Origin of the sequence: Megasphaera stantonii, from assembly GCF_025567065.1 — a bacterium.
GTDB classification, from domain to species: Bacteria; Bacillota; Negativicutes; order Veillonellales; family Megasphaeraceae; genus Megasphaera; species Megasphaera stantonii.
Map to the genome: position 1 here is coordinate 16,017 of NZ_JAOQKD010000018.1, position 16,394 is coordinate 32,410.

A 16,394-nucleotide genomic window follows, 5' to 3' on the forward strand; every position below is an offset into this window, starting at 1 on the left:
CGTATACAATCGTCATATACAGCAAGACTTTTTTTATTTTATTATAATCCACAACACGGCCAGTCTACAACTGCCGCCCGACTGCAACGCAAAAAAGAGCCTGCGTTTCCACAAGCTCTCTGTCGATTTCCTTATAAACCGTTCGTATACACATCGTTGATAACTGCCTGCGCCCGTTCCGTTTCCTTCTTCCGAATCAGACGGTCCCTGTCGCTGACAATAGCCAGCATCTCGTCGACGACCATTTCCAGACTCGGCTCGCTGACCCGATATAAATAACCAATCATCCGCATCGCCGTAAAATCCGTGTTCAGCGTATGATAGGCAATTTCCTGACAAAAGGGCTGGGGATATCCCTTGCTCAGCAGGAGCTCGTATAATTCATCAGTCTTCGTCGCCATGAGCCGCCTCCACTTTCTCAAAACGGTATTTCTGCGACGCCGCGGGATACTTGTCATGATCTACTTCGCTCATGAACATGGCGTACGGCCGGGCGCATATCTTAAAGGGCGCGTATAAGGCCTGATACACAACAAGGCGCTCGCCCGACTCCGTATGTTGGGCAAAGGCCAGCACCTTATACAAATATTCTGATGTGTCAGCTGACACCCATTCCCGCTTAAAATGGCACACGATGTCGCCAGCGCAGATATCCCGTACGGGCACATCCTCTTTCGGCGGCTCCGGCTCTGTCGCAACCTCTATATAGTCGCCGCGGCGCAGGGAAACGGCTTTGCCTGAAGCAGTGACAATCGTCACGCCTTCGTCCCCCGCAGCGGCAACGTCAAAGACATCGCCAAAGGCATAGCCGGCGTCATCCTCTATGTATCTCTGTATAATTTTAATCTTCCCCATAATCCATTCCTTTCAATGCAAATATAACAATCCGCTCCCGCTCGTTGTTTCCTTCCAAGTCGCGGCAATCGATTTCATCAAACACCGTCAGCCCGTCAGTAGCCAGCAAATAAGCCATATACTCATCGGAGGGGTAATAGAAAAACAGCAGTATGTCCCGCGGCGCGGCATAATACGATGCCAGAATACGGCTCATGGCCTTCTGCAGGATTTGCAGGGAAAAAGGATTGAAAAAGTAAATGCGGTCTACTTCCTCCGGCACGGCAAAGTGCTCGGCATTAGCCAGCAAGAAGGATACTCGTCTCGAAGCAGTTCCTGACGTTAGGTTCTCCATCGCCGTTTCGTAAATCCGCTCGTCGTACTCGACGCCAATAGAATGACAACGCGTCTGCCAAGACAGGAAGAAATCGACCCGTCCCTTGCCGCATCCGTAATCGAGAAGAGTATTCCCCTTGCGGATATAACCGGCATTAGCCAGCCGCTCCAGCACCGAATAGGGCGTCGGCTCATAAGGGTAGCGGTACACGTCGGCGTGGGTATCGTCCCGCCCCGTCGTCTTAATCTGCAACAGTTTATCCCATTCGCTATCGGTCATCGTCAAATCAATATCCCTTCCAAGTGGTCCAGCTCGTGCTGGCAAATCTGAGCCGGCAGGCCGCGCAGTTTCTGCCGCCGCTTCTTCCAGCTCATATCGTAAAATTCCACTTCGATATACTCATACCGCGTCGTCTTGCGGACGCCGTCCAACGACAGACACCCCTCTTCTGCCTCATAGGGTCCTTCCTTCTTCAGCACGACGGGATTAAACATAACGATATCAGCCGCTCCCATATGAACGACGATGACGGCTTTCCGCACGCCGATCATATTCGCCGCCATGCCTACGCACCGATCGCAATTCGCCTGCAGCGTATCCAATAAATCCCGGCCAACAGCCATATCGGCTTTAACAGCCCGTTCAGCCTTCTGGCCTAAAAAGAATATGTCTCTTACAATTGGTTTAATCATGTGTGTTTTGTCCTAACTCTCATTATTTCATAAGTCCATTCTGAGTAAGATATTCCATAAAACTCCAAATAATATGTTGATTTCTATGTTCTATATCGACTCCCGTAAAATCTGTCGCTGTCTTTGATAATTTAAGGAGTTCTATATTTTTAGTACCTTCTTTGCGCTGATTTCTGTTGTTTATATAGCCTTGATAATATTTAATTTTATCTTCAAACCGATAATCAGATGCCCGAATGTTAATTCTTCTTTCTAAAATAGCTTTATTTCCAAGCGATTCGAGAAGCTCTGGTTTTTCCAAGCTTTTTTCTTTAGTCTGCCTATTTTTAGCATAGATATGCTCAATTTCAAACACTGTTTCTGAAGAAAGTAATTCTTGCCCTTCTTGTTGGAAACACCACCAAGCTAACATCGCTTTCGTAATAGCACGATTATTGCCAAAACGATAATTTAAAAAAGCTCTTTTCACATGGTCTCGATCAAACATATATCCTCTAAACTCAATAGTTTTATGCTTTACAATATTTATCATTTCCGCATATATTGGAGCACGTAATGCATTAACACCTGGATTGGTTATCGCATACGCCCAAACGAAAGCGATAGTCTGGTTTAAAAAAGTATATAAGTCTTCATCATTTAACTCTCCGTCAGAATTTCTATTAGCCATATAATATACAGACAGGAAATAGGTCCACATTCCATTAGGAGCATAATTCAAAATAAACAACTGGCAAAGGACCTGTGTAGAAAAACGATCTGCATTCTGCGCAATCACGTCTTTCCAGAAATTTGCAAGATCAATTATGTTTTCTAACGTCTGGTCATTTTTTAATAAAGCATATCCATCACGCTCATAAAATTTTCGCAGCGCTTCTGTCGTTGATGATTTATTTTCTTGCAGCGCCCTTTCATAGTACATATACCGTGTAAACAACTCATCCATAGGCGTACCTCTGAGCGGATGAAAAATACTATTACATAGCGTTTCCAATGCTTTCCACTTTTTTATAAAATCATCTTTCTTTCCTTTATTCGCATAATATTTATAAAATTGCGCTTTAAAAATATCTGCATCGGATAAAGGTAATCCTCTATCATTTAACGTTGAAAAAATGCGCAACGCCGTATCTTGTGATTCTGCTTCAATAGGAAGCAATATGCAGTTATTTAAAATACGAATGGGTAAAAAAGAAAAATAACTAGGGTAACTCTTCAAAAATTCACTGATTTTCACTTGAAAAAATTTAAAATTAGCAGCATATCTGCTGTGTTTTCCTTCAGCATCTCCTTCGATAAGAATATATAAAAATTCATTTTTTTCATCGTCTGTCGCTACTTCTGAATTAATTTTCAACGCATTCTTATCAGGATCTCCAAACTCATCTGTTTTCCATATGCATTGCTCTATAAGTTTGCTTGTTTTTATAGCTCGGTCATCTTGCATATATCCATAAATAGCATAAAATGCTCGAAGCAAAAGCATCAGCGTAGTTAATCTCTGTTGTCCATCAATAATTTCTTGCTTACCTTCTTCATTTTTGAAAGTAACAATTGGTCCAAGAAAATATTCGTCATTATCACTATCAAATTTATCGCAATCATTCTCAGGAAATGCAAACGCAAAAATATCGTCCCATAAAGTCTGACATTCCTTTTCTCCCCAAGCATAAGGTCTCTGATAGTCAGGAATCAAAAAATCCGCTTTTTTATCAGCAAATAAATCTTTTATAGTCTTTTGATCTATATTCAATTTTGACATATATTTATTAACACCCTTTCTTATCAATTTAATCAGACAGTTTAATGAATATATTATCATTATAAGTTAATTTACATCTTACTTCAATATAAACGCTTTTTTATACTGAAGCATTATTCAAACATTATCTAAATCCCACTTCTTTAAATAGTCCAAAATATGATTTGACATAAGCCGTTCAAGGAAAATAAATATCAAGTAAATCTAACCTATATTCAAAATAATCTGCCATATTTGATTAAAAAGTTTAGTCAATCACGATTTACTAATTTACGATTTACTAAATCATAACTCACTTCACATTTCACAGCACGCCAAAGAAAGCAGCCCTGCACGATGGCATGGAGCTGCTTTCTGCTGCTAATATATTCTATTCTCTGGACAGCCAGTCCTGAAATTCTTCTTCGGTGATGATATGGGTTCCTAACTGACGGGCTTTTTCGTATTTGCTGCCGGGATCGGCGCCGATGACGACGAGGGTCGTCTTTTTCGTAACCGACGAGGTACATTTGCCGCCGCGGGATTCTACGGCTTGTTCCGCTTCCTTCCGGGTCATGGTCTGGAGCTTGCCGGTCAGGACGACGATTTCTCCGTCGAAGGATGTGTTGATGAGCTGGCGTTTTTCCGCGGTCATGTCAACGCCGTACGACGCAAGCTTGCCTACGAGGCTGCGGTTCTTTTCATCACCAAAATAAGCGACGACGCTTTCGGCAATGCGCGGGCCGATTTCATCGATAGCCGTCAAGTCGTCTGCCGACGCGGCCATGAGGGCCTCGATAGAGCCGAAGCATTCGGCCAGAATACGGCCGGCTTTGGCGCCGACGAAGCGGATGCCTAGGGCGAAGAGGATGCGGGCCAAGCCGACGGATTTGCTGGCTTCAACAGCTTTAAGCAGGTTGTCTGCAGATTTTTCACCGAAGCCTTCGAGCTCGACGAGGTCTTCTTTTTTCAGCGTGTAGATGTCGGACACGTCGTGAATCAAGTGGTTCTGCAGCAGCTGCTGCACGATGGCGTCGCCTAAGCCGTCGATGTTCATGGCGTTGCGCGACACAAAGTGGGCGATTTTCTCACCGACGACAGCCGGGCAATCGGGATTAATGCAGCGCGTCGCCGCTTCCCCCTCCTTGCGCACGACGGGACCGCCGCAGCTCGGACAGGTGCTGGGCATGACGAATTTCCGTTCGGAGCCGTCCCGTTCCGATACGACGGCCCGTACGACTTCGGGAATGATTTCGCCGGCCTTCTGGATAATGACCGTATCGCCGATGCGGATGTCCTTTTCCTTGATATAGTCCTCGTTATGCAGCGTCGCCCTCTTGACCGTCGTGCCGGCTAAATGAACGGGCTGGAGATCTGCCGCCGGCGTCAGGACTCCCGTCCGGCCGAGGGAAACGGAAATTCCCAGCACCTTGGTCTTCGCCTGTTCCGGCGGGAATTTATAGGCGATGGCCCAGCGAGGAATCTTGACGGTGTTGCCCAGCCGCTCCTGCTGGGCAAAGGAGTTGACCTTGACGACCATGCCGTCCGTCGCGTAAGGCAAGGTATCGCGCTTTTCATCCCAGCTGTGAATATAGGCGATGACTTCTTCCATGGTTTTGCATTTGCAGTATTCCGGATTGACCTGGAAGCGGAAGGCCTTTAGGTCTGCAAGCAGCTCTTCCTGGCTGTGGATTTCCACGCCGACGTTGCCTCCCAGGGCATAGGCGAAGAACGCCAGCTTGCGCTGAGCCGTAATGCGCGGATCGAGCTGGCGCAGCGAGCCGGCCGCGGCGTTGCGGGGATTGGCAAAGGGCTCCAGCTCGTCGTCGCGGCGCTGGGCGTTGAGCTGGGCGAAGGATTCGATGGGCATGTACACTTCGCCGCGGATTTCAATATGAGGCGAATCGTTGTCGATGCGCAGCGGAATCGTCCGAATCGTGCGGACGTTATTCGTAATATCTTCGCCGACCCGTCCGTCACCGCGGGTGACGCCGCGGACGAATTGGCCGTGCTCGTAAATGAGGTTGACTGCCAGCCCGTCGATTTTCAGCTCGACGACGTATTCCAGTTCTTCGCCGCCTAAATCATTGCGGACGCGCTGGTCGAATTCCATGAGCTCGGCGTCGTTGAACACGTCGCCTAAGCTGAGCATGGGCTGGTCGTGCGTATATTTTTCAAAGCCGCCGGAAATCTTCGAGCCGACGCGCTGTGTCGGCGAATCGGGCGTCACCCATTCAGGATGGTCCTTTTCAATCGTTTCCAATTCGCGGTACATCATGTCGTACTCGTAGTCCGTTACGGTCGGTTTATCCAAGGTATAATACTGATAGCTCAGTTCATCAATTATGTGACGCAGCTCTAAGAGACGTGCTTTTTGCTTTACATCATCCATACGTGCCTCCTGTAAAAATATGCGCAGCTATTTCAAGTTGCTGGCCTGGTCTATATCCGTTTCGATTTCAAAGGCGCTGTCCTCGCCGGAACGGGCGACGGCCAGCAGATGGCAGAGACGCTGGTGCTTCGACCGCTCGATAAACTGATGGGCGATCATATCGGGAATCGTCGCGCCCAAGGCGATAGCCAGGATAATCATAAAGGCCTGGACGCCGCTTTGTATAGCCGTGAGCAGCCCCTGCGGATCCAGGGAGGGAATATAAAAAATGCCGATGAGCAGGCGGTACATGAGGACGCCCGGAATCATGGGAATGACGGCTGGGACAGTCACGACGGGCCGGGGAGCGCGAAGGCGGCCGGCAAGCTTGAAGCCGACGACGCTGACGAGGGCCGCCCCCCAAAAGGAGGCCCAGGCCATGGGAACGTCGAAGCCGATCGCCAGGATATTCCGCGTGCCGACGGCCATGACGGCGCCGATGCCGGCGACGGGCAGCAGGCGCGGCGGAATATTGAAGATGACAGAAAACCCCATGGCTGCCAGTGCGGCGGCGATAGCCTGAGAGCCGTAGATGCTGTCGGGCACGATGTCGTACGTCGAATAAGCCGGAATCTGGCACAGGCTGATGGCCCCGACGATACCGAAGGTCATAGCCAGGACGACGAGCATCGTGTTCATGGCCCGGGTCATGCCTGATACGATGTAGTTGTTCATGAGGTCGTCAAAGGAGTTGATGAGCGGCACGCCCGGCACGAGAAACAGCATGCAGGCAATCATGGGAAACCATGGCGTTGCCGATCCCGGCAGTACCTGCGTCCAATAGGCCGCCGCCGTCGCGATACACGCCGACGCAGCGATGCTGATGTAGGGATTGACGCCGAAGCGGTTGCAGCCGTGGCGCACCCAGAATCCGATACAGGCTGCCAGAGCCGTATAGGCAAAGGCGATCCAGTCGCAGCCAAATAGTTTGCAGAACCCGCCGCAGGCAATACCCGCTGCCAGCGACGTCGCCCACTGGGGATAATGGCGCTGCATGCTTTTTTCCTTCATGGCTTCCAAATCGGCCTTAAAAGTCCCCGTTTCATATTTCTGTTCTAAGGCCCGCCAGGACAGCTGGCTGACGTCGGCAATCGTCGTCATGTTGATGCCGTGAATGCGGCATTTCCGAAACACCGTATACGACTTCTTCTCGCTGTCGTAATTGGCCATAATCGTCGTATAGGTCATGTGGAAGTTCAAATGCTTCCAATGCAGCCCTAAATAGGCCGCCGCCCGCAGCATATCCCTGACGATGCTCTTCGAATCGCCGCCGCTCTCCATGAGCAGCTGGCCGATATCCAGCACCATTTCCATTTTATCCTTAATCGTAGCTTGTCTGGCCGAACAAATGTCGATAGACGACATGGCCGTTTCCAAGCCCTTGGTCATAGTCTGTCTCCTCGCTTCCTGCTAAGCCTTTTCCAGCGGTGCGTACTTGACGACGACCTGCCGGACGCCTTTCGTCGGAAATTGTATCTTCATCTGCATGTTCTGCCCTTCGCCGATGACCTCCAGGACGGTGCCAACGCCCCAAATCTTATGGCGCACCTTGTCCCCGGCAGCAAAGGACGTGTCGACGGCATGCTTTTTCGGCAGCGTCGTCGCCACGGGCTTGGACAGAATCGATACGCGCTGCCGTCCCGGCACGGACGGCGACTGCTGGGGCATAGCCGTCTTGCGGCGGAATTCTTCTATGAGCTCCGCCGGGATTTCGTTTAAGAAACGGCTCGGCAAATACGCCGATATGCGGCCGTACATCGTCCGCGTCGAAGCGTTGGTCACGTACAGCTGCCGTTCGGCCCGCGTAATGCCGACGTAAGCCAGGCGGCGCTCTTCTTCTACCTGCGACGAATCCATGAGGGTACGGCTGTGAGGGAACAGGCCTTCGTCGAGGCCGACGAGGAAGACGACGGGAAATTCCAGCCCCTTTGCGGCGTGCAGCGTCATGAGCGTCACCTTGGACTCGCTGCCCTCAAATTCGTCGACGTCGCTGACCAGGGCGATATTTTCCAGAAAATCCTGCAAATTCCCCTGAGGATTGGAGTCCATGTAGTCCTTGGCAACGGAAAGGAATTCGCCGACATTTTCTTTGCGGCTTTCGCCCTGCACGTCGTGCTCGGCGTCTTTATCGAGCATAGCCCCGTAGCCAGACTGCTTGATTGTCTCTTCGATAAGGGTCTGCACGTCCCATTCGTCGACGTGGTTGAGCAGCTCGAAGATCATGATAGAAAACTCTTCCAGCGACGCCCTGGCCCGCTTCGTAATGGCCGGAATATCGTCTGTCGAAGACAAGGCTTCAAAGAGGGAAATGCCGTTCTGCTCGGCGTAGTCGGCCAGATGCTCTATCGTCGTCGCGCCGATGTTTCGCTTCGGCACGTTGATAACCCGCATGAGGCTCAGGCTGTCTTCAGGATTATACAGCAGGCGCAGGTAGGCGATGACATCTTTAATTTCCTTGCGGTCGTAGAACTTCGTCCCGCCGACCATCGTGTAAGGAATGGCGTAGCGCATGAGCTTTTCTTCCAGCACGCGGGACTGGGAGTTGGTACGGAATAAAATCGCCATGTCGCCGTAGGGCTCGTTTCCGATTTCGTGGCGGTTATAAATGACGCCGGCGACGTAATCGGCTTCGTCGTGCTCCGTCTGGGCATGGTAGTGAATGATTTTATTGCCTGCCGGATTTTCTGTCCACAGTACCTTCTTCGGCCGGCTTTCATTGTTGTCGATGACGGCGTTGGCGGCGTTCAAAATGGTTTTCGTCGAGCGGTAGTTCTGCTCCAGCTTGATTGACGCCGCGTCGGGATAGTCCCGCGTAAAGTCGATGATATTGCGGATGTCCGCGCCGCGCCAGGCGTAAATGCTCTGGTCCGCGTCGCCGACGACGCAGATGTTGCGCCATTTCTGGGCCAGCAGCTTCGTCAGCGTGTATTGGGCGTGGTTCGTATCCTGGTATTCGTCGACGAGGATATACTGAAAGCGGTTCTGGTATTTTTCCCGCACGTCTTCGTGCTCCTGCAGCAGGCGCACGGCCAGGCGAAGCAGGTCGTCGAAATCCATGGCGTTGTTTTCCTTCAGCTTCTTTTCATACAGCGTATATACCTCGGCGACTTTCTGGGCGTAGAAATCATCGGCCCGGCCGGTAAATTCATAGGCGTCCATCAGGGCGTTCTTCGCCGACGAAATCGTCCCCAGGACGGACCGGGGCGGAAACTGCTTGTCGTCCAGATTGACCTGCTTCAGGCAGTCCTTAATGAGCGTCATCTGGTCCGTCGTATCGTAAATCGTAAAATTGCGGGTATAGCCGAAGCGGCCGTCGATTTCAAAGCGCAGCAATTTAGCGCAGAACGAATGGAAGGTGCTGATCCACATGCTTTCCGCCCGCGGGCCGACCAGCTTTTCCACTCGTTCCCGCATTTCCTTCGCCGCCTTGTTAGTGAAGGTAATCGCCAGGATGGCATAGGGCGACACGCCCTTCTCCAGCAGGTAGGCGATGCGGCAGGTCAGTACCTTCGTCTTCCCCGACCCGGCGCCGGCCGTGATGAGCAGCGGCCCTTCGGTCAGCTGCACCGCCTCGCGCTGCCGGTCGTTCAATGTATCTAAAATAGGATTCATACAAACTCCTTTGCCATAATCAGTAAAAAAGCCTCACCGGGAAGATGAGGCTTTGGTTCATATACGGGTAAAGGCTTATTTCAGAGCTGCCAAAATCTGCGGGACGATCTGCTTCTTACGGCTCATAACGCCGGGCAGGTATACTTCCTTGTCGAGAACGTCCTTGGCAAAGGCCTTGCCTACGACGGCGTCCATGTTGCCGGCGAAAATGAGGTTCGTCGATTCGTCGATAATACTCGTAATCATGAGGAACGAAGCGGCGTAGTTTTTAGCCGAACGCATTTTTTCCAGGGCGTTGAGGAGGACCTGCTTCTGTTCAAGCAAATCTGTCGTATCCATGACCTGTACCTGGGAAATCGTAAAGGTTACGCTGCCGTCGGAGAATTCCTTCATGTCGTTCTGAGCGATCTGATCCGGCGTCAAATCGGATACGTTGGCGCCGGCTTTCAGCATGTCCATGCCGTAAGCCTGCAGGTCTACGCCGGCAATAGCGGCTAGCTTTTCAGCCGTTTCCCGATCCTGCTGGGTGCAGGTCGGCGAGCGGAACAATACGGTGTCGGAAATAACGGCCGACAGGAGCAGGCCGGCGATTTCCTTCGGAATGGCGATGTTTGCCTGTTCGTACAGGGACGTTACGATCGTAGCCGTGCAGCCGACGGGCTGGAACAAAATGAAAATCGGGCCTTCCGTCGCCAAGGTGCCGCCGATGCGGTGATGGTCTACAACGCTGATGATTTCAGCTTCGTCGATGCCGTCGATGATCTGCTTCTTTTCGTTGTGGTCGACGAGCATGACTTTTCTCTTTTCTACGGCGGCTACGCAGTCTGCGCAGACCATGCCGACGTACTTGCCGTCGTCGACGACGACGTAGCGGCCTTCAGCCGGAACGTCATGGCCGTTGTCCGACGTGCTGAATATCGTAGCGGCGTCCTGCACCAGGCTCTTTACCGTGCTCAGTTCTTCGCCCAATACAGTCTTGACGAATTCGCCGGCTAAGCTGGACTTATACAATACGCCGGCAAAATTGCCGTTTTCCGCAACAGGCGCTACGTCGCTGTCGTGATCGGCAAACCATTTCGCCGCGTCCTTCAGGCTGGCGCTGTACGGCAGAGCTTCGACGTCCTTGCGGACCGCTTCGCCGACCTTTACGTAAAAATCTTTGACCAGGGGCTGCGCTTCTACGTGGAAGTAATCCAGGGCGTAAGCCGTTTCTTTATTGATGTCACCGGCGCGGACAGCGACTGCGTCGACGCCTTTTAATTGCTGTAATTTTGCAAATGCAATGGAAGAACAAATCGAATCCGTATCCGGATTTTTATGTCCTGTAACAAAAATCTGTTTTGCCACAATACATCACCTCATTCATAATATGACTTTCATTAGATTGGCACTCAATATATTATATCATATGCCGGACGCGGTAGCTAGTAAAAAAACAAGGACTGGAATATATCCAATCCTTGTTTTATGTGTTCTTGCTTGGGAATTACCGACGTTCGCGAATACGGGCAGCTTTGCCTGTCAGACCGCGGAGGTAGTTCAGTTTTGCACGGCGAACGATACCGCGGCGAACGACTTCGATTTTAGCCAGACGCGGGGAATGTACCAGGAAAGTACGTTCTACGCCTACGCCATAGGAAATGCGGCGAACGGTGAAGGTTTCGCGGACACCGCCGTTCTGACGGCCGATGACGACGCCTTCAAAAATCTGGATACGTTCGCGGTTACCTTCGACAACCTTTACATGAACCTTGACGGTGTCGCCAGGGCGAAATGCAGGAATGTCGCTGCGAAGCTGTTCTTGTTCAAGTACGCTGATAATATTCATCTTTTTTTCCTCCTATAAGACATTCGTGTTCCCCGTTGCCGCCCAACACACGACAATCGTAAAACGAACAGAGGACTGCCTAAATTAACGAAAATAATTATAGCATGTTACACAGGGCATTTCAAGAAAGGCCTTCGCTTTTCTGTTATTCTGATTTCGCATGTACATGTTCTATTTTATCATGGGCCGCCCGGCCTAATTTCCCCTCCGACAAGGCCAGCCCCAGCAAGGTCAGGGCCGTGCCGGCGACGGTCATCGTCGTAACCGGTTCCCGGAGGACGACAGCCGACGTGGCCACCGTGACGACGGGCAGCAAATAAATGTAGACGCTGGTCTTCACAGCCCCCAGGATCGCCACGGCGCTGCTCCAGGTAACGAAGCACAAGGCCGACGCCCCCAGCCCCAAGAACAGGAGGTTGAAGATGACGATCCCGTCGGCAAAGCGGGCCGGCGCCCATTGAAAGTCAAAGAGATATAAGGCCGGAATCATCCACAATATGCCGTAGAAAAAGGTCCGCCGCGTCGTCAAGAGGACGGGATAGTCAAAACGGCTGATCTTCTTAATTAAAATGGAATAGCAGGCCCATACGACGGCGGCCAGCACGGCCAGCATGTCGCCCAGCGGGTTGAGCTCCATCGCCGAGCCGTTGAAGCTGATCAGGCAGATACCGGCGATGGCCAGAAAAAATCCAATGAAAAACTGCGGCGTCAGGGGCTTCTCCGATTTGATGAATACAGCCGCCAGCATGGCCGTAAAAAAGGGCGATACGGAACAAATGACGCCGACGTTCGACGCCATCGTATAGGTCAGGGCGATGTTTTCCAATAAATAATACAAACAGATTCCCGTAAATCCCGCGGCGGCAAAGGTCGCCTCTTCCCGCCATCCCGACATGCGAAACCACCGGGGACAGCAGCACCACAGCAAGGTATAGGCCATGACAAAGCGGAAGAATAAAATTTCTACAGGCTGAAAATCAGCCAGCAGGACCTTCGTCGATATAAAGGTAGTCCCCCAAATAAATACGGTCAGCAGCGCCGCTATATGGCCTTTTGTCGCAGAATGTGCCACGTCCAGTCTCCTCTCTTCTTCCCTTGCAGGCGCGCAAAAAAGTGCAGGCGCACAAAAAAGGGCACGCCCTCTTCTGTTTCAGGCATGCCCGTTTACGCGCTTCCGCGCCCTGTTACATCTTTACGCCGTTCGGCACAAAGCTGCGCGTCATGTGGGAAATGATCTTGTCGTATTTATCTTTCTTTTCTGTCGGATATACGACGGAAAAGGCCGTGTAGGTCTGATTCTTTTCGTTTAAGAACAATTCATGATAATACGATTTCGCGCCGTCCGTCCAGGCGATGGCATAGCTGTTTTTCGTGCGCACGTTCATGGTCAGCTCAGGCGAGCCGTTGACGCCGATATCCATGTTGCATAATTCGTCGATGGAGAAATTCAGGGCATTTTTCGCCGCGTAAGTCATAAACAAGGCGTCGTCCTTCGGATCCTGGAAATAGCAGCCGTCGCCGCCTTCGTTCATATCGGCCTGGGTAGCCGATTTCGGGATATCGACGACGTAGCCGTACATGCTGTTGTAATATTGATAGTAGTCGCCGTCTTTGGCTTTATATACTAATACTTCCGCATAGCTGTCTCTATTTGAGCTCTTAATCGTCATGGTGTCGGCGGCAAACGACGTCGAACCGGCCACGCATGCGATACCCGCCAGTACTAAGGCGATTTTTTTCATATTCATAAGCAGTCACTCCTTTACGCCAAGCTTATTTTCATAAGGCAATAGCAGATGCGGGAATAGACCGCACCTGCTATGTATTATATCACATATAAATTTTAAAACACAAGGAAGGACGCTCGTCCATGCCTAATTGTAAAGAAGCTGTGACAATAGCCTTACGACAGCTTCTTGATGTCGCCGATGGGGCTGATGAGGCTGTACGTCAAGGTCAGCAGGTGGATGCGGTTTTCCTTTACGGCCGCATTTTCATGCATGACGAGGACGTTGTCGAGGAAATCGTTGATAGCGCCGATGCCTTCGGACAGGATATCAGCCGCAGCGGCGTAATCGTAAACGGCGTACGCCTGGGCCAATCCCGATTCCATAGCCTGGCAGGCGGCGTACAGCGCCTTTTCTTCGTCCGTTTCAAACAAGGAAGCGTCGACAGTCGTGTCTTCCGCATCCTTGATCATGTTGCCTACGCGGGTAAAGGCCTGGAGCAGTTCCGTCTTGCCCATGAGGTCGGCGTCGATGAGGGCCTGGGCGCGGCGGGCGGCCTTGGCAGCGTTGAGCGTATCGTCGCTGAGGACACAGTCGATGATATGGTAATCCACACCCTTGTCCTGGAAGATGTTTTTCAGGCGCAGGACGAAGTAATCGTTGAGCTGGCCCATGACTTCCATCTGTTTGTCCTTATCCACCTGGAGAAGGTCGAGGACGAAGGCGAATACTTCATGGCAGTTCAGGTTCCAGCCGGCATCCATGAGGATGTTCAGGACGCCGATAGTCTGACGGCGCAGCGCGAAGGGGTCCTGGGAGCCCGTCGGGATGAAGCCCCGGCTGAACATGCCCGTAATGGTGTCGAATTTATCAGCCAGGCCGAGGACCTTGCCCATATCAGTCTGCGGCAGTTCGTCGCCGGCAAAGCGCGGCTGATACTGTTCCGTAAGGGCTTCGGCGACGTCTTCTCCTTCGCCGTCGATCATGGCGTATTCCTTGCCCATGACGCCCTGCAATTCCGTAAATTCCATGACCATCTGCGTAGCCAGGTCGGCCTTAGCCAGCAGGGACGCCCGCTTCAAGGCTTCGTCGGACAAGCCGAGATCTAATTTCTGATTGAGGAACACCGTGATCTGTTCCAGGCGCAGGGCCTTATCGTACAGCGTGCCGAGGCCGTCCTGGAAGACGATTTTCTTCAATTTTTCTACGTAATCGACGAGCTTATGCTTCTTGTCTTCTTCAAAGAAGAACTTGGCGTCGTCAAGGCGGGCCCGGAGTACCCGTTCGTTGCCGTGCTGCACCGTTTCCAGATGGTAGTCGTCGCCGTTGCGAACCGTCAGGAACAGGTTCATGAGCTTGCCATCCTTGTCGCGCATGGGGAAATACCGCTGGTGGTCCTTCATCGGCGTGATGATCGCCGCTTCGGGCAGCTTCAGGTAGTCTTCGTCAAATTCGCCGCACAAGGCCGTCGGGTATTCGACGAGGAAAATGACTTCTTCCAGCAGGTCGTCGTCCATGATGATCGTGCCGCCTTTTTCATCGGCCAGCTTCTGCAGCCCTGCTAAGATCAGTTCTTTTCGTTCTTCCGGGTCGACGATGATGAAATGTTCCTTCGCCGTGCGTTCATAGGCGGCCATAGAAGGAATTTCGAAATCGCCTGTGCCGAGGAAGCGGTGGCCGCGGCTTATCCGGCCGGATTTGACGCCGGCTAATTCAAAGGGAACGACGTCGTCGCCGAAGAGGGCCACAATCCAGCGGATCGGGCGGACAAAATGGAAATCCAGAGAGCCCCAGTGCATGCTCTTGGGGAAGCCCAATCCCGTAATAATGCCGGTCAAAATATCAGGCAAGAGGCCCGCCGTTTCCGCGCCGATGCTGGTAACGTTGGCGTAGACGTAGCCGTCTTCTACGACCAGGTCTTCTACGGCGATTTTCTGGCCCCGGGCAAAGCCCATGGCGGCCTTCGTCGGATTGCCGTCGCTGTCGTAAGCGATTTTGACGGACGGCCCTTTGTTCTTAGACGAAATATCGGCCTGCTTTTCCGCGACGCCCTTGACGAGGAGGGCTACGCGGCGCGGCGTTCCGACGGCGCGGATAGTTTCATAGGCGATGTTCGCTTTATTCAATTTATCAGCAGCCAGCTGCTGTACCTGCGAGAGGACGCTCGGCATATAATGAGCCGGGATTTCTTCGGTGCCGATTTCAAGTAATACGTCTTTGCTCATTTAGTTTTCCTCCTTTTTCAACATGGGGAAGCCCAGTTTTTCCCGCTGTTCCAAATAGGCCTTGGCGCAGGCCCGGGCCATGTTGCGGACCCGGCCGATGAAGGCGGCCCGTTCGCTGACGCTGATAGCGCCGCGGGCGTCGAGCAGGTTAAACGTATGGGAACATTTCAGCACGTAGTCGTAGGCCGGGATGACGAAACCGGCCTTGATGACCCGCATCGCTTCTTTTTCATACTGGTCGAAGAGATGGAACAGCAAATCGGAGTCGCTCAATTCAAAGGAATACGTCGACTGTTCCACTTCGTTCTGATGGAAAATATCACCGTACGTCACGTCGTCGTTCCACTTCAAATCGTAGACGTTTTCTACGCCCTGAATGTACATGGCCAGACGTTCCATGCCGTATGTAATTTCCGACGAGACCGGAGCGACGTCGATGCCGCCTACCTGCTGGAAGTATGTAAACTGCGTGATTTCCATGCCGTCGAGCCAGACTTCCCAGCCGAGGCCCCAGGCGCCTAAGGTCGGCGATTCCCAGTTGTCTTCGACAAAGCGGATATCGTGTTCCCTCGGGTTGATGCCCAAGGTTTCCAGGCTCTTTAAATACAGCTCCTGGATGTTGTCCGGCGAAGGCTTGCAGATGACCTGGAACTGATGGTGCTGGTACAAGCGGTTCGGGTTGTCGCCGTAGCGGCCGTCAGCAGGACGGCGGGACGGTTCTACGTAGGCGACGTGCCACGGTTCGGGACCGAGCGTCCGCAGAAACGTAGCCGGATTCATGGTGCCTGCCCCTTTTTCTACATCATAGGGCTCATAAATGATGCAGCCTTGGGAGGACCAAAATTCTTTCAAAGCAGAAATCATATCCTGAAAATTCATTCGTTTTCCCTCCTAATAATACAAAAAGTCCCTGTAACATCGTGAAATGTTACAGGGACGAGTATCCATTACCCGCGGTTCCACCCTG

Annotated in this window: 14 protein-coding genes; all 14 read right to left on the minus strand. The window is 51.8% G+C overall.

Translation table 11 applies throughout. The annotated features are described in order from the left end of the window. Positions 1-131: 131 nt before the first annotated feature. Positions 132-401, minus strand: coding sequence for a hypothetical protein (locus tag OCV58_RS09250; RefSeq protein ID WP_087477003.1), 270 nt, complete (start codon positions 399-401; stop codon positions 132-134). Beyond that, complete coding sequence (locus tag OCV58_RS09255) at positions 385-855, minus strand: DUF1653 domain-containing protein (RefSeq protein ID WP_154877670.1); 471 nt, start codon at positions 853-855, stop codon at positions 385-387. The genes OCV58_RS09250 and OCV58_RS09255 overlap by 17 nt, the downstream gene beginning before the upstream one ends. Next, positions 842-1,450 (minus strand): class I SAM-dependent methyltransferase, encoded by a 609-nt coding sequence (locus tag OCV58_RS09260; RefSeq protein WP_154877671.1) that lies wholly within the window; start codon positions 1,448-1,450, stop codon positions 842-844. The genes OCV58_RS09255 and OCV58_RS09260 overlap by 14 nt, the downstream gene beginning before the upstream one ends. Before the next feature lie 2 nt (positions 1,451-1,452). Further along, entirely contained in the window at positions 1,453-1,863 is a 411-nt protein-coding gene (locus OCV58_RS09265; protein WP_107196125.1) for a peptide deformylase, read from the minus strand. Positions 1,864-1,885: 22 nt separating this feature from the next. Then, positions 1,886-3,625: a DUF262 domain-containing protein gene (locus OCV58_RS09270; protein ID WP_154877672.1), complete on the minus strand. Its 1,740-nt coding sequence runs from the start codon at positions 3,623-3,625 to the stop codon at positions 1,886-1,888. A 370-nt stretch (positions 3,626-3,995) separates the two neighbouring features. Then, complete coding sequence (gene ligA, locus OCV58_RS09275; RefSeq protein ID WP_154877673.1) at positions 3,996-5,996, minus strand: NAD-dependent DNA ligase LigA; 2,001 nt, start codon at positions 5,994-5,996, stop codon at positions 3,996-3,998. 27 nt (positions 5,997-6,023) lie between these two features. Then, positions 6,024-7,424, minus strand: a complete 1,401-nt coding sequence (locus tag OCV58_RS09280; RefSeq protein WP_154877674.1) for a threonine/serine exporter family protein — start codon at positions 7,422-7,424, stop codon at positions 6,024-6,026. 21 nt (positions 7,425-7,445) lie between these two features. Beyond that, the gene (gene pcrA / locus OCV58_RS09285) at positions 7,446-9,647 is read right to left on the minus strand and encodes a DNA helicase PcrA (RefSeq protein WP_154877675.1); all 2,202 of its coding nucleotides are present in this window, start codon (positions 9,645-9,647) and stop codon (positions 7,446-7,448) included. Positions 9,648-9,722: 75 nt separating this feature from the next. Next, a complete protein-coding gene (locus tag OCV58_RS09290) occupies positions 9,723-10,994 on the minus strand; it encodes a manganese-dependent inorganic pyrophosphatase (RefSeq protein ID WP_154877676.1) in 1,272 nt (423 codons plus the stop codon). A 139-nt stretch (positions 10,995-11,133) separates the two neighbouring features. Continuing rightward, positions 11,134-11,475 carry a 50S ribosomal protein L19 gene (rplS, locus tag OCV58_RS09295; protein WP_087477012.1) on the minus strand — a complete coding sequence of 114 codons (342 nt, stop codon included), beginning with the start codon at positions 11,473-11,475 and terminating at the stop codon, positions 11,134-11,136. A 145-nt stretch (positions 11,476-11,620) separates the two neighbouring features. Next, positions 11,621-12,547, minus strand: a complete 927-nt coding sequence (locus OCV58_RS09300; protein WP_154877677.1) for a DMT family transporter — start codon at positions 12,545-12,547, stop codon at positions 11,621-11,623. 112 nt (positions 12,548-12,659) lie between these two features. Beyond that, positions 12,660-13,223: a hypothetical protein gene (locus OCV58_RS09305; RefSeq protein WP_095628928.1), complete on the minus strand. Its 564-nt coding sequence runs from the start codon at positions 13,221-13,223 to the stop codon at positions 12,660-12,662. 155 nt (positions 13,224-13,378) lie between these two features. Continuing rightward, positions 13,379-15,427, minus strand: coding sequence for a glycine--tRNA ligase subunit beta (glyS, locus tag OCV58_RS09310; RefSeq protein WP_154877678.1), 2,049 nt, complete (start codon positions 15,425-15,427; stop codon positions 13,379-13,381). Continuing rightward, complete coding sequence (gene glyQ, locus OCV58_RS09315) at positions 15,428-16,306, minus strand: glycine--tRNA ligase subunit alpha (protein ID WP_154877679.1); 879 nt, start codon at positions 16,304-16,306, stop codon at positions 15,428-15,430. Positions 16,307-16,394 lie beyond the last annotated feature (88 nt).

What these genes read in the sequence shown, in the direction of transcription:
- glyS (WP_154877678.1), bottom strand. Translation starts at nt 15,427, where the DNA reads ATGAGCAAAGACGTATTACTTGAAATCGGCACCGAAGAAATCCCGGCT.
- OCV58_RS09250 (WP_087477003.1), bottom strand. Translation starts at nt 401, where the DNA reads ATGGCGACGAAGACTGATGAATTATACGAGCTCCTGCTGAGCAAGGGA.
- OCV58_RS09270 (WP_154877672.1), bottom strand. Translation starts at nt 3,625, where the DNA reads ATGTCAAAATTGAATATAGATCAAAAGACTATAAAAGATTTATTTGCT.
- ligA (WP_154877673.1), bottom strand. Translation starts at nt 5,996, where the DNA reads ATGGATGATGTAAAGCAAAAAGCACGTCTCTTAGAGCTGCGTCACATA.
- pcrA (WP_154877675.1), bottom strand. Translation starts at nt 9,647, where the DNA reads ATGAATCCTATTTTAGATACATTGAACGACCGGCAGCGCGAGGCGGTG.
- glyQ (WP_154877679.1), bottom strand. Translation starts at nt 16,306, where the DNA reads ATGAATTTTCAGGATATGATTTCTGCTTTGAAAGAATTTTGGTCCTCC.
- OCV58_RS09255 (WP_154877670.1), bottom strand. Translation starts at nt 855, where the DNA reads ATGGGGAAGATTAAAATTATACAGAGATACATAGAGGATGACGCCGGC.
- OCV58_RS09260 (WP_154877671.1), bottom strand. Translation starts at nt 1,450, where the DNA reads ATGACCGATAGCGAATGGGATAAACTGTTGCAGATTAAGACGACGGGG.
- rplS (WP_087477012.1), bottom strand. Translation starts at nt 11,475, where the DNA reads ATGAATATTATCAGCGTACTTGAACAAGAACAGCTTCGCAGCGACATT.
- OCV58_RS09280 (WP_154877674.1), bottom strand. Translation starts at nt 7,424, where the DNA reads ATGACCAAGGGCTTGGAAACGGCCATGTCGTCTATCGACATTTGTTCG.
- OCV58_RS09265 (WP_107196125.1), bottom strand. Translation starts at nt 1,863, where the DNA reads ATGATTAAACCAATTGTAAGAGACATATTCTTTTTAGGCCAGAAGGCT.
- OCV58_RS09305 (WP_095628928.1), bottom strand. Translation starts at nt 13,223, where the DNA reads ATGAATATGAAAAAAATCGCCTTAGTACTGGCGGGTATCGCATGCGTG.